Source organism: Paenibacillus foliorum, assembly GCF_013141765.1.
GTDB classification, from domain to species: domain Bacteria; phylum Bacillota; class Bacilli; order Paenibacillales; family NBRC-103111; genus Paenibacillus_S; species Paenibacillus_S foliorum.
On record NZ_WHOD01000097.1, the window covers coordinates 152,391 to 171,340 of the forward strand.

The 18,950-nt window shown below is 46.2% G+C and carries 13 protein-coding genes; 7 read left to right on the forward strand and 6 right to left on the reverse strand.

What is annotated here, in order from left to right; translation table 11 throughout:
* Nucleotides 1-11 precede the first annotated feature (11 nt).
* The gene (locus GC093_RS25240) at nucleotides 12-1,847 is read left to right on the forward strand and encodes an ABC transporter ATP-binding protein (protein ID WP_246315242.1); all 1,836 of its coding nucleotides are present in this window, start codon (nucleotides 12-14) and stop codon (nucleotides 1,845-1,847) included.
* 162 nt (nucleotides 1,848-2,009) lie between these two features.
* On the opposite strand, the gene GC093_RS25245 is transcribed toward GC093_RS25240, so the two are convergent.
* From GC093_RS25245 to GC093_RS25255, 3 genes are read right to left on the reverse strand one after another with little or no spacing between them, the layout of a single operon-like run.
* Entirely contained in the window at nucleotides 2,010-2,324 is a 315-nt protein-coding gene (locus GC093_RS25245) for a DMT family transporter (RefSeq protein ID WP_171654682.1), read from the reverse strand.
* On the reverse strand, nucleotides 2,321-2,668 hold the full coding sequence (locus GC093_RS25250; protein WP_171654683.1) for a DMT family transporter: 348 nt from the start codon (nucleotides 2,666-2,668) through the stop codon (nucleotides 2,321-2,323). Before GC093_RS25250 ends, GC093_RS25245 begins: the two co-directional genes overlap by 4 nt.
* A 46-nt stretch (nucleotides 2,669-2,714) precedes the next feature.
* Nucleotides 2,715-3,314: a TetR/AcrR family transcriptional regulator gene (locus tag GC093_RS25255; RefSeq protein WP_171654684.1), complete on the reverse strand. Its 600-nt coding sequence runs from the start codon at nucleotides 3,312-3,314 to the stop codon at nucleotides 2,715-2,717.
* Between the two features lie 221 nt (nucleotides 3,315-3,535).
* On the opposite strand from GC093_RS25255, the gene GC093_RS25260 reads away from it, so the two are divergent.
* From GC093_RS25260 to GC093_RS25275, 4 genes are all read left to right on the forward strand, one after another.
* Nucleotides 3,536-5,809 carry a helix-turn-helix domain-containing protein gene (locus GC093_RS25260; RefSeq protein WP_171654685.1) on the forward strand — a complete coding sequence of 758 codons (2,274 nt, stop codon included), beginning with the start codon at nucleotides 3,536-3,538 and terminating at the stop codon, nucleotides 5,807-5,809.
* A 441-nt stretch (nucleotides 5,810-6,250) separates the two neighbouring features.
* Entirely contained in the window at nucleotides 6,251-7,135 is an 885-nt protein-coding gene (locus GC093_RS25265) for an ABC transporter permease (RefSeq protein ID WP_376768679.1), read from the forward strand.
* Between the two features lie 33 nt (nucleotides 7,136-7,168).
* A complete protein-coding gene (locus GC093_RS25270; protein WP_171654686.1) occupies nucleotides 7,169-8,047 on the forward strand; it encodes a carbohydrate ABC transporter permease in 879 nt (292 codons plus the stop codon).
* Nucleotides 8,048-8,096: 49 nt separating this feature from the next.
* The gene (locus GC093_RS25275) at nucleotides 8,097-9,623 is read left to right on the forward strand and encodes an extracellular solute-binding protein (RefSeq protein ID WP_171654687.1); all 1,527 of its coding nucleotides are present in this window, start codon (nucleotides 8,097-8,099) and stop codon (nucleotides 9,621-9,623) included.
* Between the two features lie 539 nt (nucleotides 9,624-10,162).
* Here GC093_RS25275 and GC093_RS25280 read toward each other — a convergent pair.
* The 3 genes from GC093_RS25280 to GC093_RS25290 form a co-directional block, all read right to left on the reverse strand.
* Nucleotides 10,163-11,920 (reverse strand): hypothetical protein, encoded by a 1,758-nt coding sequence (locus GC093_RS25280; RefSeq protein ID WP_171654688.1) that lies wholly within the window; start codon nucleotides 11,918-11,920, stop codon nucleotides 10,163-10,165.
* 89 nt (nucleotides 11,921-12,009) lie between these two features.
* Nucleotides 12,010-12,963, reverse strand: coding sequence for a hypothetical protein (locus tag GC093_RS25285; RefSeq protein WP_171654689.1), 954 nt, complete (start codon nucleotides 12,961-12,963; stop codon nucleotides 12,010-12,012).
* Entirely contained in the window at nucleotides 12,938-13,090 is a 153-nt protein-coding gene (locus GC093_RS25290; RefSeq protein ID WP_171654690.1) for a hypothetical protein, read from the reverse strand. Before GC093_RS25290 ends, GC093_RS25285 begins: the two co-directional genes overlap by 26 nt.
* 274 nt (nucleotides 13,091-13,364) lie before the next feature.
* Here GC093_RS25290 and GC093_RS25295 point away from each other — a divergent pair, with 274 nt between their 5' ends.
* Together GC093_RS25295 and GC093_RS25300 are read left to right on the forward strand one after the other, a co-directional pair.
* Entirely contained in the window at nucleotides 13,365-15,131 is a 1,767-nt protein-coding gene (locus tag GC093_RS25295; RefSeq protein ID WP_171654698.1) for a VWA domain-containing protein, read from the forward strand.
* 23 nt (nucleotides 15,132-15,154) lie between these two features.
* The gene (locus tag GC093_RS25300; protein ID WP_171654691.1) at nucleotides 15,155-18,544 is read left to right on the forward strand and encodes a tubulin-like doman-containing protein; all 3,390 of its coding nucleotides are present in this window, start codon (nucleotides 15,155-15,157) and stop codon (nucleotides 18,542-18,544) included.
* Nucleotides 18,545-18,950 lie beyond the last annotated feature (406 nt).

Sequence of the window (18,950 nt, forward strand, 5' to 3'; positions counted from 1 at the left end):
CGGAATCTTACTTGAGGAGATGTGTGACAATGAGAGACAATGGCGGGAGTGGACGGTGGGATGGAGGAAGTAAGCAAGCGCTGCAAAGCCGGGGGAAAGCAAGCTTGAAAGAGGTGTCGATAAGTCGAATCTATGGTTTGTTTCGCGGATACATATGGCAATTGACAGCTATTATTGCTCTTGCGCTAGCTGCAGCGCTGATTGGCTTAATTCCACCGCTTGTAATGAAAGAAATTATAGATAGTGCGATACCACAAGGCGATAAAAGGATGCTCACTTTAATGATAGGGCTGCTGGTGCTTCTTCCACTGTTAAGCGGGTTGCTTGGAGTATGGCAGAACCACCAGAATACGAAGGTAGGCCAAGGAGTTATGCGCGATCTTCGGCGAACGCTATTCGCTAATCTGCAGAAACAATCGATGAGCTTCTTCACCGATGCGAAATCGGGTGAAATCATTCAGCGGCTGACGGGCGATGTGCAAGCTGTGCAGAACGTGGTTACTACCGTGGTAGTATCGGCCGTGACCCAAGCAGTCATCGTCATCACAACGGTAGTTATTCTATTTGTGTTGGATTGGAGATTGGCGATATTGTCGACAATCATCCTGCCCTTGTTTATTCTGCCTGTTCGCAAAGTGTCGCAGATACGTAAGCGACTGCGTGGTGAAACGCAGCGTGTGCGCGGAGATATGTCGGCTCAGCTGGGAGAAATCTTTGGCGTTTCGGGTGCGCTTCTGACTCGGATTTTTCAACAGGAGTCAAAGCAGGAGAAGGATTTTGACGTTCTGAACCAAAAGGTGATGGATCTGGAGCTCCGTCTTAATTTAGTTGGACGATGGTTTGGCATGGTGCTCGGCATTTTGGGACCTCTAGGTACAGCGTTGATCTACTGGTACGGCGGCTGGAACGTCGTTGAGGGAACCATGACGATAGGCGCTATCGTCGCCTTTACAGCATATTTGGGCCGATTGTATGGCCCAGTCGGCACGCTGTTAAATCTGCAGGTCGAGGTGGCGACAGCACTGGGTGTGTTTCAGCGCATCTTCGAATATGAGGACATGCAGCCGGATGTAGCGAATGTGCCAGGAGCACAGAAGCTTCCACCGGCGCGGGGAAATGTTGCGTTCCAACACGTATCCTACGCCTACAATAAGGAGAAGTACGCGCTGCATAATATCTCTTTTTCTGCTCTACCAGGTGAAGTTGTGGCTATTGTGGGCCCGAGCGGAGCAGGCAAGTCAACTTTAATCGGCATGCTGGCACGTTTGTATGATCCGACTGAAGGGGCGGTCACCATCGATGGCCAGAATATCAAGGATGTGACCTTGTCGTCGCTGCGCGATCAGATCGCGTTCGTGACACAGGAGTCGTTCCTGTTCCACGCCTCGGTGCGGGACAATCTGCGTTTCGCGCGCATGGACGCGACCGATGAAGAGCTGGAGTCGGCCTGTCGTCAGGCCTACATCCATGAAGCCATCGCTGCCATGCCGCAGGGCTATGGGACGATGGTCGGCGAACGCGGCCATCGTCTCTCCGGCGGGGAGCGGCAGCGGCTCGCCATTGCGCGGGCGATTCTGAAGAATCCGCGCATTCTAGTGCTGGACGAGGCGACCTCGCACCTCGACTCCGAATCGGAGTCGTATGTGCAAGCGGCGCTCGATGAATTAATGCGCGGGCGGACGACGCTCGTCATCGCCCACCGGTTGTCCACGATCCTGACTGCGGACAGGATCATTGTACTTGAGGCCGGACGCGTGGCAGAGTCCGGCCGGCATGCAGAACTGCTGCAGCATGATGGGCTGTACGCAAGGCTATATCGAACGCAGTTCGAAAAAGTGATGGCCTGAGCCGCTCCACCATTCGCAACATTCGAAGAACCGGTATTTTGCCTAGCGGCTACCTTCGCAGATAGAACAATTAGAAAAGCCTCCGACCATTTCAAGCAGTCGGAGGCTTCTTTATGTTATTCAATTGGTTATCTATTCTATTTATCAGTACAGCCATATCTGTTACGCAACCAGCTTTAACCCCACTGCGGATCCGAGGATTAACGTAATACAGAGTATTCTCATTAAATTCTTGGGCTCGCCATAAAAGATCATTCCTAGGATTGCCCCGCCTGAAGCGCCTATTCCTGTCCATACTGCGTATGAAATACCCATAGGTAAAGTCTTCATGGCAATGGAGAGAAAAAGAAAGCTAGCTCCAAACCCAGCTATGAGCAGCAGCATGTTTTTCCAATTACGATCCTTGTATAATCTATGCATCATTACGACACCAATCATTTCACATATACCTGCTATAATCAGAGAGATCCAGTTCATTTGGATTCAGCTCCCTTGACTTCAGACGTATCCTTGGTGATGAGCTTAAGCCCGATAACTCCTATTAGAAGGGCAATAATAAAAAGCAGCTTGGTAATTTTAAGAGGTTCCCCAAATAATAGCATCTCAGACAGAACGGTTCCTGCTGTTCCTAAACCAACGAATACGGCGTATACCGTTCCAACGGGCAATTCTTCACCTGCTTTTATCATTAAATAAAAGCTAATACTAATAGCAATGGCTGTTCCTAACCATTCCCATAAGCTATCCGCATGCTTCAAGCCAATCACCCATAGAACCTCAAAGCATGCAGCTACAATTACTTGAATCCATTGTTTATTCACTTTAATCACATTTCCTTTCAAACCTTACATAGAACAGAACCGGGTTTTATTTAGTTATAATGCCTTGCCAATACAATCGCCATACGCTCTGCATACGCTGTTCGAAATCATTGCGGTTATAGTAAAACTGCTGGATAAAGGCACCGTCAACCAAACAATAGAAAGAAGCAAGCAAGTCCTCGATTTGTTCTTGTCGAAGGATTCCCTCTTCCATTCCTTTTAAGAAAATGTTCTTCAGCACCACAGACAAGGCTTCCTCTGATTCAGCAAAACGGGAGCGCAGCGCCTCCTGCAGAGAAGTGGGGGGGAAGAGCATAGCTCTCTTGAGAAAGGTGACGTTCTCCTCGCTCAGCCAGTAGGTCCGGCAAACGTCCTGGACGATGGTATGAAGCTTATCGTGAACAGACATTTCCGCAATGGACTGCTCTATTGCTCTGATTTTTACAAGCTGCTCCTGTATGACGCTATCGAACACCGCCAGAAACAAATCTTCCTTACTTGAAAAATGTGCATACAAGGAAGGGGTTTTAATACCGACCTCATTAGCAATTCCTGATAGTGGGGTTGCATCATAGCCGTTTTGAGCGAACAAGCGCAGCGCGGCTGCTTTTATTTTGATGGCTGTCACTTTCGCCACACCTTTCATATTAGGGGTCGTCCCCTACCCTTTATTCTAACTAACGTTAATTAGGCAAACTTATTGTACTCTATCCTCATTGCCTTTGCAATGCTTTTTCATCCATTTTATAATGCCATTTTTGCTATAAACCTAAACTTTCCTCTGTCGAATAAGCTCATATAAAGGAATTGAAGCTACTTCAATCGAAATACTATTTAAAATCTAACTGGATCATGAGGGGTTTCGATTTGAGAACGTCAAAGTATTTTTATCGGTTGTTAATCTTCTGTTTTTGTTTAAGTATGCTGCCGGTTATATGTCTTGGTCTTTTTTCCGTATACAAAGCATCTGGTGCGATTCAAATTAAAGTGAATGAGGCTAATATTAACGTCATAAACCAGACACGGATGCGCGTGGAGCAGCTGCTGAAGGCTATTGATAATGTTTCTACACAGGCAATTGAAAGCGCACTATTGAAAAATGCAGTCAGTCAACCCTTTTCCGAGCAAAATTACAAGGATATCAATGAGCTGGTCGATGCGCTGATTCACATTCAGACCTATGAGCTTCGTATCAGCGATGTGGAGCTGCATAGCTTCAAACAGAACTGGATGATTATCGGGGGAGGTTTCCAACAGGCAGTCAACTCGCCGCTGCAAGGTGTTTTTCCGGCTATAAAAAAAACATCAGCATGGGTTAGCGACAATTCATTATATCCAAGAACAGCTGGCTATCCAGGGATTAGCTTGATCAAAAGCGTCCCAGTCAATACGATTGTGCCGGAAGGGGCTATTCTGCTTCATATGCCTTATATGGAGTTGAATCAGATGATTGAAGGCTCTAGCGGCTCAGGCAAGGTGCTGATTTTGGATGCTGATTATCGGATTATCGCTACAGATCACAATAATAAAGCTGGGCAGCTTTTGAAAGAAAAAGAGCTGAGGGATGGCTTCGCAGCATCGGATGCCAGACAGGGAGATTTCCAGGCACATTATAATAATGAATCGGTTAATGTGGTGTATATTAGATCATCCTATAATGATTGGATTTATGCCTCAATTATCCCATATGATGTGGTGACTCAAGATGCGAGAGCGATAAGCTGGGCTACATTATGGACATGCTTAGTTATAATGCTGGCGATTGCAGTTTTTACCTTGTTAGGCTCTAAAAGAATGTATCTGCCAATCCGCAGAATCTATGAATCCGTCCAGACGCCAACTGGTGAGGAGCTCTCGGAAAACAGATCGGATGAGCTGCTGTATATAGGCAAGCGGATTGATTTTCTGATCAATTCCCAGCAGCAGATGGAAGCGGTTGTAGGCAATCAGTCTCGGCAGCTCAAGGACTTTTTTGTATTGAAATTGTTTAACGGGCAGCTGTCCCCAAGCGAGGTTCGGGAGAAAATAAGCCAATTTGAGCTGCCTCGATGGCGTTGGCATGCTGTACTTGCTCTGCAAATCGATACGCTGGAGCAAACTAATTATGGAGAACGCGATAAAGACCTGCTGATGTTTGCGATGAGCAATATCGCAGGCGAGGTGATTCCTTCGTCCAGCCGATACAATCCAATTCTTATTGACCGCTTTCAAGTCACTCTCATAGGCGGCAATCATACCGAGGTAAGCGCATTTCGCGAATATGTTTCCTCCATGGCGGAGAAGATTCAGAAGGCTGCCGCAGATTACGTTAAGCTGAAGGTAAGCATTGGGATCAGCCAACCGTTTGACGAAGTCTTACAGACACCTGCTGCTTTCCGAGAGTCTTTAGATGCGTTGAAATACCGGATGCGACTAGGGGAAGAAGCGATACTAGATATCACAGATGTGAAGCCCCAGCGGGAGTTGACCCGATACTATCCGAAGCTTTTGGGGGAAGAGCTTCTGCATGCCGTTCAGTTCCTTGATCAAAAGAAGGCTGCGGAGCTGCTGTCCGAATGGATGCGTACGCTGATAAAGGTTCCGCTTAGTCATCGAGAGTATCAGGTAGCTTTGGCGCGGCTGCTTGTGGAGGTCATCGGACTGCTTCAAGATGAGGGTATTGCGTTTCAGCCGCTGCAGGGGGAAGCCAGCAGTCTGTTCGAGCAGCTGTTCAATCTGCATACACCGGAGGAAACCGAGGCTTGGCTCTGGAAAAGTATTATCGTTCCGGTCATAGAAGCCCAGCGCAAGCAGCGGGAGTCGCAGGCGGTTAGCCTATCGGTGCAAGTTATAGAGCTGATTCAAGAGAAATTCGACACGGATCTTACTTTGGAATGGTGCGCTTCACGACTCAATTATGCTCCCGATTATATCCGCAAGCTGTTCCGTAAAGAAACCGGCATGAATTTTAGCGATTATTTAAGCAATTACAGGCATCTTATGGCACGCAAATGGCTGGCGGAAACGGACATGAAGATTCATGAAATCGCGCAGAAGCTGAAATATAACAATGCGCAAAATTTTATCCGCAACTTCCGCAAAATGGAGGGCGTGACGCCTGGGCAGTACCGGGCACAAGTAAATCTATCCGATGAGGAATAATGTAATCTGGATTATATCCGATTTTAGATGAGAATTGATGAGTTTAATAGGAGATTAAAGCGAGACTATGATGGAGCAGATCTGCTCCTCATAGTCTTTTTTTACGAGTGGGCATGGTTAAGGAGGGAGTCCACATCGGGAAAAACGGCCATTTAATCGGTCGTAATGCCCCTTGGCCGCAAATGATCATCTGCTGACCGCAATTGATTATGCCTGCTAAAACACAGATAAAGCACGGTAATGAGTATAGTTTGTGATAGTTTATTCAGCTATGATCGATTCAGAGCAGAACAAGCAAGCGCAAATACTTAAGGAGGTGACACGATGAAGGGAAGTCCTGTGGGTTTGAATGGAAAGGGAGGCAGCATGAATATGCAGACTCAGGCCATTGGGCCGGAACAAACCAAATCATCGTTAGCAAGAGCTGCTTTATTAAGAAGAATGGCTAAAAACCGCTGGCTTTATATCATGCTGATACCGGGAATTCTATATTTTCTGTCGTTTCGTTATTTACCCATGTGGGGGCTCCTCATTTCGTTTATGGACTTTTTACCTTTTAAAGGATTTTGGGGCAGTGAGTGGGTAGGGCTGAAGCATTTTGAGCGGTTTTTTCTGGATGCGAATTTCATCCTGCTGTTCAAAAACACATTGATATTAGCCTTCTATAATCTGGCCTTTTTCTTCCCGCTGCCGATATTTCTGGCGATTATGCTGAATGAGCTGCGCAGCGAGATTGTGAAACGTTGGGTCCAAACGCTTGTATATATCCCGCATTTTGTATCCTGGGTTGTTGTGGTGGGGATCGTGTATATGTTCTTCTCTACGGAAGGCGGAGTTATTAACAAGCTATTTGTCAGTATGGGGATGGAAAAAATTGATTTTCTCGTAAGCAGCGACTGGTTCCGTACTATGATAACAGCAGAAGTGATCTGGAAAGAAAGCGGATGGGGAACGATCATCTTTTTAGCGGCTTTGGCAGGGGTCGATCCTCAGTTATATGAAGCAGCTAAGATGGATGGAGCGGGGCGGATGAGACAGCTCTGGCATGTTACACTGCCGGCGATCCGCAGCACGATAATGATTCTATTAATATTGCGTCTAGGCAGCTTCCTTGATAATGGGTTCGAGCAAATTTTTCTGATGCTGAATTCAATGAACCGTGAGGTAGGCGAGGTTTTTGACACTTATGTGTATGTAATAGGCGTTCAGCAGGGACAGTTCAGCTATAGCACGGCTGTAGGCTTGTTTAAATCAGTTATCGGTCTGATCCTGGTAGTCACAGCGAACTGGCTTTCAAGGAAATTTACAGAAGAAGGTCTTTATTAAGAAATAAAGTCCGCTCAGAAGGAGGACAAATTCATGGTCGACCGCTCAATGGGGAGCAGATTGTTTGACGGTGTTAACACCTTGGTGCTCGTGCTTGTTGCCCTTGTTGCCATTATTCCTTTTCTTTACATCATTTCCGTATCTTTTGCCACACCGCAGGAGGTCATTCGAAAAGGGTTCATTTTGTTCCCGGAAACCTTCTCGCTCGAAGGCTACAAATATATATTTTCCAGCAACATCATTGTGAGCAGCCTGCTCGTTACGATTGGATTGACGATTGTCGGGACTGCGTGCAACCTGTTTTTCACGGTACTGACCTCGTATCCGTTATCGCGTAAGGATCTAGATGGCCGGAAGGTTATGATGTGGCTGATTCTGTTTACGATGATTTTTAATGGCGGAATGATCCCAACCTTTCTCGTAGTGAAGGCATTCGGGATGCTCGATACGTATGCGTCTCTTATTGTGCCTGGGTTGATCAGTGCCTTTAACCTGATTGTTATTATGAACTTCTTCCAGCAGCTGCCTGATGGCTTGGAGGAGGCTGCCAAGATCGATGGCTGTAATGATGTCGGTATTTTGTTTCGTATCGTGCTGCCTCTGTCTATGCCGATTATTGCGACCTTTTCCTTGTTTTATGCGGTAGGACATTGGAACAGCTTTTTCAACGCTATTCTCTATATCAATGACGCCCATAAGTGGCCGATTCAGGTGTGGCTGCGGCAAATCGTTATTTTGGCTCAGGGCGGCATTGGGGACTCCACACAGTTCGACGATACGTATATAGCGCCTCCACCGGATATTATCAAGATGGCTGTTATCGTGGTTTCAACGGTTCCGATTTTGATTGTCTATCCGTTTCTACAGAAGCATTTCGCCAAAGGGGTTTTACTGGGCTCCGTCAAAGGCTGACAGGAATCCGGATTTATGATAAAAAGGATAAACAGGGAGGAATTTCAAAATGATTTTATCAAAAAAGGGTCGTAAATCATTCACCGCATCCGTAGTCCTGCTGCTCTCAACCAGTCTTGTGTTGTCGGCATGCGGCAGCGGGGACGGAAAAAGCGCAGAGACGAACGGGAAGGCTGCACAGACAGATAACGGACAGCCTTTCAAAATCAGCATCATGAGTAATATGTTCTCGGAGCCACCGAACCCTGAGGGCGAAATTCAGAAGAAAATGGAAGCGTTCACGAACACCAAGCTCCAATTCACCTGGGTCCCTGCAAGCACTTACAAAGAGAAGGTTAACGCTACTGTAGCTTCGGGCGAGCTTCCGATGGTTATATTGATTGGCAACAATAAAGATTCCAACATTGTATCAGCAGTAGAGTCAGGCATGTTCTGGGAAGTCGGGCCTTACTTGAAGGATTATCCGTTTCTCAACAAAATGAATAAAGATGTGCTCAACAACGTTTCAGTTAACGGCAAAATATATGGTCTGTTCCGTGAGCGTGATATTGCAACTCAAGGAATCACGTATCGCAAGGATTGGCTAGATAATGCCGGCTTGCAGGAGCCTAAAACCATCGACGACCTGTATAATGTATTAAAAGCGTTTACGTTCAACGACCCTGACAAAAATGGGAAAAACGATACCGTTGGCTTAACCGAGGATAAATTGCTGGCAGGGCTTCCTATGATAAGCACCTTTATGGGTGCTCCGAACGGATGGCTGCAGAAGGATGGCAAATTCACGCCTGATTTCATGTCACCTGAATATGTGCAAGCGATGAAGTTCTACAAGAAGCTGTATGATGAGAAAATTCTCGTTCAGGATTTCGCCGTACTGAATAATCAGCAGAAGCGGGATGTGTTCAAGCAAGGTAAAGCTGGAGCTTACATGGGCAGCATGAATGATGCACCGGATTTATACTCGTCCCTTATCAAAGCGTTTCCAGATTCCAAAATGGACATCATAGGCAGTGTAAAGGGGCCGAACGGGGATAAATCTCTAGGCGGCACAGGATATAATGGCTTATATATGTTCCCGAAATCAAGCGTGAAGACCGAAGCGGATTTGAAAAAAATTCTGGCTTTCTTCGATAAATTGACGGATCAGAAAATGATCGACTTAACAGGCTGGGGTATTGAAGGCAGACACTATAAAACCGAGAATGGGAAACCGACCTTCATTGATCAAAAGCTATGGGATACTGAATCCAATTCGAACTATAACCAGCTACTAATTACGAAGCCAACTGCCAAAACACCAGGCGAGGAAACAGCGCTAGAAAAGAAACGAAATGCTATTATACCTGAATTAGCTAAATTTGCTGTCATCAACCCTACTAACGCGTTGGTTTCACAGACGCAAAATTTAAAGGGTGTTGAGCTGCAAACGGCTATCGATGATGCCAAAACCAAATTCATCTACGGCAAGCTAGATGAAGCGGGCTGGCAGAAGGCTATCGACGATTGGCGCAAAAATGGCGGCGATAAGATTATGGAAGAATACGCAGCTAGCTTAGCGAAATCGAAGAAATAGTAAGATGTTAAGAGCAACTTGCCACAAGTAAGCTTAGAAGTTGGATTTCCCTTGTCTGCAGAAGAAGGCGGGAATAGATCAAAAAAACAAAAACGGTAGCGCTAGGGTGAACCCTGATGCTACCGTTTTTTGCTGTTATAATCTCGAGCCTCCTCTGATCATCAGCCTGCACAATATCCTGCAGAAATGCAGTTATTTTCTACTGAAATTTTCTGTTCAGTGAAAAGAACTGCGAAAGTACATCAATTTTCATGCAAAACGATCCGGCTCAGCTAAGAATGAAAAAAGAATGTACATTTGCATGAATTCACGAAGACTGCCGATAAAATGGTCAAAAGGCTGTATAGATACAGGTTTTGTAGGAAGGCAATGGCTTTGAACAATGTGTTGAGCGCTGCCATTGCCGTTTGTAAGGTCTTGTCAAGCGCTGAGCTGGGTATGGAGCCGAAATTGAATGACTTCGACAAGTGCTACTTTAGGTTTCGAGCCATATATTAGGCTCAAAAATGTGTAAAAGCGCCGAATTCGACATCCCATTACTATTGTGCTATATCCGTAACAGTAACCTTATACTCGTAAAGCTGAGAAGGGGCTTTTCTCACTTCCTCAAGGCCAGTATAAGTACCGGTGATTGTGGCTGGTCCTGTTTTGAACTTGAATTTGCCGTTTAGTGTTATATAGCCGTTGCTAAGCTGAACGGTAGCCTTGTTGTCCTCAACAGAGGTGATCGTAACTTGGAAGCGAACCTTCTCGTTTTTATGACTCGTAAGCTCGGCTAGTGGAATTTCAATGAAGTCCACATTAGTTTTGGCGAATACATACCGGTTGTCGCGGTACTCGTAGTAAGCCTTGCGTCCTGCGCCCTCACCTGCCGGATTGTCCAAAACGAGTGTTCCGGAGCGGTCTATATCCATTTTATCAGCCTCGATGTCCAGAATCTTGCGCATTTGCGTTGACTTTACTTCATAGGCGATGTATCGTGCTTTTCGATTTTTCGATGCCGCTTCGATAAGTAGAGCTGGGGTATCCGGTTTGGCATCCCCAAGCTGCTCCGACCATTGGATCGTTTTTATAGTAAGTCCTTTGTCCAACTCAGCTTGAGCGGTCTCGATTTTTTGATCCGTCAGCAAGCGTGCCATTACTATAGCTTTGTTATCCACTAAGCCGGCTGCAAGCAGTTTGGTACCTCCCGTTGATTTAGCGCTGATGACATTAGTGAACTTGACCTCATTGCCAGCTGCTTTGCGCAGCAGCTGGAGCGGATCGGTCTCAAGCCAGAGCTGCTCGGTGCTGCTAACCTCTTTTTGCGTATCCTGATACTTATCCAATACGTTGTATAAGGCAATAGCATCCGCGAATTTACGGGAAGTAATGAGCTGATCGGCACGGTCAAACTGCTTGCGTATGTTGGTTTGAACATATGCAAGTACCTTGGATGAAGAGCCGCCTAGCTCTTTATAGGCTTGATAAGTCCGGGCCTTGCTGATGAAGCCGGGCAAGTCGTTTTTGGTGAGCAGCTTGGCAAGCTCGCTCTGTGCGTAAGCTTCCACTTTAGGCAGCAGCCAAGGTGCGTCAACACCGTTAGAATCATAAAACTTGCGGATTCGCACCGCATCCTTCAGGACGTCTTCATAAGCTTTATTCTTGAAGACGACATCCAGTCGGGCTTGATCGTATCTTTCAAGCAGCTTGCTTAGCTGCTGTTTTTTGTTTTTCTCATCCGTGAAGTAGGCAGCTGGCAGCTGTAGGAGATAGATTATTGCGTTATCGCTGTCGAACGTTTTCTTGCTAATATCAGCCTCCAAGCTTTGGATGAGTGTCTGCTTGCTATTGGTGAATACCTCGGTGAACCGTTCGTCTATCTTATTGGTGGAGGCCATGTCGGCAAACCGCTTTTTGGCAGCCTCATCCTGTGAGGCTATTTCTGCCACTTTAGTCTGGAAGGCTTCGTAGCTCTTCAGCAGCAGGTTGATGTCGTTGGCCCCCTCCGCTGCAGCTAAATCCGCCTCGAGTGCGCCGAAGTATCGCTTTAGCTCTGTCACCGGCCTTAACGCTGAGAGCGCCTCAGCTGTCTCACTTTCTTTATAATTAATGCTGTTAATGCTCTGAGCTTTTGTATAGGCTTCTTCCGCTTCAAGATCGCTGCCCGCTGCCTGCAGCGAGGCTGCTTCAGCGTACAGCTTGGTTTTCATCCAGCTGTTATATCCCTTGTAAGCGGCTAAGCACAGCATAATGGCAAGCAGCATAGCAGCTACATTGCGGCTTCGTATGGAGCGGTTGTACATGGAAGCAGACATTTCAAGCCTCCTTTCTTTTAAATATGGAACTCATACTTCATGGGACCAATTTTTGCCCGTGAAGCTGGCCTCGCAAGCTTCGCGCAACCTTATAATAATCCTTGGAATTCCGGATCTGTCTCATATTTCTGCTTTACCAATTCCTTAACCCTAGGGTAAAGCTGGGGATAGGAATCTGGACTGCCCGCGACCAATCGACATAGCCTGATCAACCTCTCGCGCTGCAAGTCATCTACATAATCAGCAATCATCTGCTGATATTGAATGACATATGCATTAACACGCAGGGCTGCGGTCACTACCAGCCCCATTACAGCACGGCCACCCTCCATTGCCTCGATCTCTGCTCGGTGCTTAAATGTATAGTCGATGACATTACGTTTAACAAGCTCAGGGCTTACCTTGCTTACTTCAAATAAATAGCGGATAAAATCCGGATCAAACTCGTCAGGTACAAGTGTGCTTAATTCAAGATCCATATCTTTACGAAGTACAAAATGATTTAGACACATAAGCTTCAGGATTTTTACCTGATTGCCGCTGATTAAATAGCCAATTTCTCTCAGCTTCTCGTAGGCGAGCTTGAAGTTATTAGACTTCAAATCGTTGGCTGCGTCCTCGGTGTCGCGAAGCAAGCCTTCGCGTATGGCAGCATTTTCGTGCAGCAGCAGTTCTTGTACCGTTCGCTTCTCCAAATAGGGGACATACGGCCTGCGGATTAGAAAATACGCCACAATAAGCGCAGCTCCTGCAAGCAGCGAGATGGCCATCTCCATAAAGCTGCGGGCCAAAACACAAGCGGCGAGGCTTGCCGTGCTGATAATCAATACGTCCCTTTGCGTGTTGCGTTGCAGGATGTATCTGGTTAGCACCTGAAGATCGAGAAATTTGCCTTCTGCACCGCACTGCAGGCAGCGGTCTTCCCATAGAGTGGAGTAATTGCCGCAACTTTTACACTGTTTCAAACGTTGAAAGGTGTGGCTGGTCGCTCGGGTTTTGCGAAAGTGCGCTGCAATCTTATTTGCCAGGGTGTTCACCGCCATTCAACCGGCTTTGCAGATCGGTATCTATACTTTCAAGGGAGACTGCGCTCCGTTTGATTTTATTAAATTGAACCCAGCGGTTTAGGATAAAAATAGCGGCTAAAGCTAACAAGCAATAAGTCAGCATTATAATCCTCCTATTTAAAAGTTGTTCAAAAGTTGACTTTTTGAACTCGTACTAGTAGACACATGAAGACCCGTGTTATGAAACTATTAAATCATGATAAGAATATCATAAGAGTGGGAACAGTGGAATTTTACGTGTTAAAAGATTAATATGAGAAGTAGAAAGATAATTCTATTTTACTGCCACATTTACCAATTACCTACAAAACTAGACCGCCGGTTCGACAAACCCGGTTATTGAGAATTCGGAGGATTAACGCGTGAGAACAAATAAAATGATAATAACCTTGACCGCAGCTATACTCAGTCTGCTGCTATGCTTGCCGCTCAGTGGATTTGCTGCCCCTGCTGCCGGTGATACCAAAATAGATGCGGTACTGTCTGTAGATGTAAGCAGCTCTATGAACGAAAGCGATGTTAATAAAGTAAGCTTTGAAGCGATGAAAATGTTTATCGATATGGCCTCCGTACAAGGAGATAAAATTGGTGTAGTTGCTTATACCGATCAGATTTTGCGGGAGAAGGCGCTACTTAAGATCAGCGGTGTGCAGGACAAGCAGAATCTCAAATCGTTTATAGATCAATTGACGAGAGGACCCTATACAGATGTTGCAGTCGGGGTTAATGAAGCTGTAAAAGTATTAGAGTCCGGCGGAGGAGAGGCAGGCCATGTGCCGCTAATCGTGCTTCTAACGGACGGTAACAATTCGTTAAACACAGGCAAGAGCCAGGAGCAGTCCGATCAGGTGCTAAACCAGGCAGTGAAAAAGGCTAAGGAAAAAGGCATCCCCGTTTACACGATCGGTTTGAATGCGGACGGAAAGCTGAACAAGGATGTGCTGGAGCGGATCTCTAGCGAGACGGGCGGTAAGCTGTTTATTACAAGCACAGCAGATAATTTGCCGAAAATTCTGAGTGAGATTTATGCGAGTCATTTGAAGCTCAAGGTGATGCCTTTAACTGGCTTTACCGCGAATGGCGATTTTCAGGACGTGACAGTGAATATCCCGAATGCGAGTGTGCTGGAGGCTAACATTTCGATAATGTCGTCCAAGCCGGTGGAAGTGAAGCTGATTAATCCAGCAGGACAGGAACAGACTATCCCTTCGGATAAAATCGTGTATTCGTCGTCTTCCGCTTATACGTTAATTAAGCTTTTGAGCCCAGTGCAAGGGGATTGGAAGCTTAGAATTAAAGGGGTTCCGAAAGAAAAAATCGATATTAATTTAATTTATAACTACGATGTGCAGGTGTCGATGGAACTTTCATCGTCTATATCTTATAAGCCCGGGGATGCTGTGCCGGTTAAAGCCTATTTACAAGCTAATGGACAGAAGGCGACCGATGCCAATTTATATAAAAACGCTAAGGCTACATTGATTGTTACGGATCTCGATACGAAGAAAACTATGGAATCTCCGCTCACCACGGCAGCACAGGGCTTTGAAGGTACGATGAAGGTGGCTGAAGCGCATGACTACGAGGTGAAAGTAAAGGTGGAGGATGCGAACTTCGTACGGGAGTCTCAGCCAGCATCCATTTCAGCGAAAAAGGCGGGAGCGGCTGCGCCTGCTCCAACTGCTCCGAACACCTCACCAGCCGATGCAAGCAGTGCTACACTTATCACTCCGATTGCATGGATCGGCGGGGCATTGGTGCTGCTGATTGCGGCAGCATTGTTCGCACTTTCCTTGTGGAAAAAGGCCAACAAGGGCTTTTTTGGGCAAATGGTTGTGGAAGTGAAGGACGAAGACACTGGAGAGCGGACAAGCCCGCAGTATCGCAAGCTGAATGCATTTAAGGGTAAGGTTGAACTGCATCAATTGCTGCAGCTAGCTCCAGAGTTTGCTGAGACGAAGCAGATTATTTTTAAGCCGGGTCCGGGGGATACGATAATTCTGTACAACCAATCCAGCTGCGTCATTGAAAAAGGCGGCCGCGTCTTTGATGCCGTACAGGGCAAGGAGCTTAAGAACAACGACCGAATCAAAATCTCACTTCAAAACGTAAATAAATCCATCACGATAGAATATTTGAAATAATTTGAATCCAGGGGGCAACCTTTATGAAAGCAGTTGTAAGAGAGCATATTCAGCAGCTGGACGTGTCTTTGGGCGGTGGCATTATTAGTGATAAAATTCGTGTGGATACGATCGACAATCCGATGCTCGTCATTGGGCTTGGCGGTACCGGAATCGATGCGCTTCTACGTCTTAAGTATCAAATTAATCGCAGATTTAAGCTGCCTGAGGATCCCTTTACGAAGAAAAAGAAAGAGAAGCCGAACAATGTCGAGTTTCTCGCTTTGGAAACCAATGAGCATGACCGCAACAAGAAATACAAAGGGATCGGTCTTGATCCACTGACTGAATTCGTGCTTCTGTCTAATGCCGAGATCGGAAGTGTGCTTCAGAACCGGAGCATTTTGGAGCCGTATATCCGGGAGTGGTTATCTCCTGAATTGACGATTACGGATGGGATTAACGGAGCTTCCGGTGTCCGTCAGGCAGGTCGTTTGCTGTTATTCACCAAAATCGTGCAGGTCGTACAGACTATTGAACGGAAGATCAAGTCGTTGTCTGTTGGTACCAACAAGAAGCTGATGGTGTTTCTGCTGACAGGACTGTCAGGAGGAACGGGAAGCGGCTGCTTCCTCGATATTTCGTATATCGTGAGAGGCATTATTGAGCGCGATTATGGCTCTGCTGGCGTAGATAAGGTGAATGTGCTGGGTTATCTTTTTACACCGGATGTCAATCTGGCCAACAAAAGCTTAACGGAGCATTCACGCGAATATATCCGTAAAAATGGCTATGCGGCTATGAAGGAATTAGATTACTGGATGAACGTGGATGAGCGGAATGAGCGGTTCAAGCAGCAATACGCCAATATTTTGAACGTGAACTCGCCTATGCCGCCTTTTAATCTGGCTCACCTCATTTCGGCTACGAATTTGGAAGGCAAGCTGCTCGAAAATGCCTACGACTATTGCATGAACGTGACGGCCGAAAATATTACGAACTTCATGGCAAGCGAGGATAAGCAATCCGGTGAGGAATTTGCCATCCATGACTATATAAGCAACATTCGCACGAACATTAACCAAATGCCCAAAACCTATGCAGCCAACTACCAATATAACATCCTAGGTGCGTCTTCTGCCGTGCTGCCGATTGAAGAAATGACGACGTATTTGGCTTTCAAGGTGTTCAAGCGGATGGAGAAAATGTTCGACGCAGGCCCGTCCCAAGAGGATGTGGAGAAGCTGGCGCATAAGCTGGGCATCGATCTTGACTCCGTGCATCGTGAATTTGGCAAACGAGTTCCCGAGCCTATTCCTGGCTACCAGAACAGCGAGCGAATGAGCTATAGCAATGTGATTAAACAGCAGGTGGTTAACATCGATACCGAGCTGGAGCAGAGCTTCCTGTCGCGGGCGCGCGAGGAATACATTAAAAGCCGGAGACAGCTTCCAGGGCAGCTGAAAGAAGGCTTCACCGAGCAGATTACCAAAATGTTCCGAAATCCTGAACAGGGACCGTTCTATGTTTCTCGTATTATTTTGCAGGATAAGGGCTTTTGTCTTCTTAAGCTGATTTCTTCTTATATTGAGGCATTAAAAGAAAGCATTTACCGCATTCCGCGTGACATTGAATCTGCTGAAGAGCAATCCTTGCAGAAAATGACCGAGGCTCGCAGCGCCTTTATTTCTAAGGATAAGAAGAAGGATGCCTACATCGAGGCCAAAATTCAGGAATGCCTGCTGCATGCCGACCGCGAGCGGATGGAACAGATGGTTGAGTTTTATGAAGATTTGTATACCTTGATCAATGACGAAAATTCTCGTATTTATCAGGTGTTTTCCGAGCTGCTGAGTGAGCTTAATAAAATATTCGAGAAGAATGGACGAATTCTGGCCAACGGCGCAGAGGAAGTAGATCATAAAGGCAACCGTACTTATTATTGGAACGTTGTAAGTGTTCCGGACATCGCCAAACTAGTTGGTGATGTAACCAATGAGAAAAATGTGAATGATCTGATCCGGGACTTCACGAACGAAATGCTTGTTAAGTCGAATCAATGGATTAAGGAGCAGGAAGTGGATGTCATCAGCTCGATCTCTGAGTTTTTGACCGATCATTTTGGCGATTTAATTACAAAGTCGATGGAAGAATATTTGATTATCAAGTACGGACATGAGGATTCGATTGAAAAGCTGGTTGAGTCCAAAATCTCGGGACGACTGTATGAGGAAGCCAAGCCGGTCTTCCATTTGAGCAACAGCTCGGGCAATTTTAACTTCCCTTCGTGGGGTTTTGTTTCCGTACCGGTAAAGGCGCCGAACATTTTTAAGGGTATCCGTAATTTCCAGGATAATGCGATTGCCAACTCGCGGTTTACGATTAAGGAAAGTGAAGTCAAAAATCGCATCTTCTGGCTGAACACACAAAATGGAATTCCATTGTTCCTGTACACGCCGATGAAGGTATATGAAGAAAGCTACGAAAGAACCATTCTTGAGCCCGAAGGCATAGGCCGCCATCTTGTTCAAACAGAGAAGGTAAACTGGACGTATTTACCGTCTCCAATCCCAGAGAAATCTTGGGGAGACACGTACGAGAATAATCGGGTCAAAAAATACAATGCCGAAGTGCGCTTTTCCTTCGAGAGAGCACTTACGCTTCGCGTTATTCGTGAAAAAGGCGAAGATAGCGGTACTATTAATCGTTACGAATGCGTGTTTACAAAGCCTTTCGACATGAACCAATTCCTAGAAGCTTATGCCTTGCAGCTATCGGCTTCGAAGCCTAATCTTGGTGAGCTGCAGCGCTGTGTCGGTGATTTGAAGCGTTTTGTGGCTGAGGGGCTTGAGGCTGAGAGCCGCAAGGATATATTTGGTAGTGTAAATTCGGAGATGGCTAAGGAAAACTTGATCCGCTCACCGGATCTGCTGAAGCTGGTGAAAGAGGAGCTTCGCAAATACGATCGGATCGCGGATAAGATCGCTGAGCTGGAGAAGCTGCTTAATGCCTATAAGGATGAAGAGAAGCTGATTGCTAACTTTATAGAAGCCATGTATACGGGCGTAATTACCAAAAAAGGTGCTCTATACGTGTATGACCACGATTCTGAAGAAGATCCGTGGGAGCCCTTCATCAATCTGATGCAGGTTAACAAATTCGTGGAGTACGAGATTTATACCAAGCTCCGCGGCCTGGATGAGAAGCGCCAAAACATCTTGCAACGGAAGGCAGCGAAACGCAGCCAGCAGCTGACAGCCTCCGAGGATATCGGCAGCATAGTCTCCCTGCTTCGCGATATGGCTGGCTCCTACCAAGAGTCGAAAACAGCGCTCGATTATGACCGCACTGAGCTTGCGGATGGTGAAGAAATGTACCAATTCTACAAACAAATTTCCACAAAAGTGAACGATATGGTTAGAAGCCTTAAATAAGACGCGTTAGAATCGAGAAATTCTCCTTCGTCGGTCAAGCTGTCACTGTATCGGATAGTATTTTTATGTTCTTATATGAACTATCCCTTTGACTTAGTAGGAAGTGGTCTCGATAACTTATGAGCACTATCCCTTTGAGTCAGGAGAAAGTGGCCTCGATCATTTATGAGTACTATCCCTTTGAATCAGGAGAAAGTCGTTTCGATCACTTATGAGCACTATCCCTTTGAATCAGTAGAAAGTCGCTTCGATCACTTCTGATCCAGATGACACCGAAAGAACCGGATTATGATAGTTGAGCCTGAGTGAATGGGATAGTGACTATAAGTACTTGATAGACAGGTTAATGTCGTAAGAACACTAATGGTAAAGCGCGTCCCGTAGGGACAGTAGCGATGGAAGAACA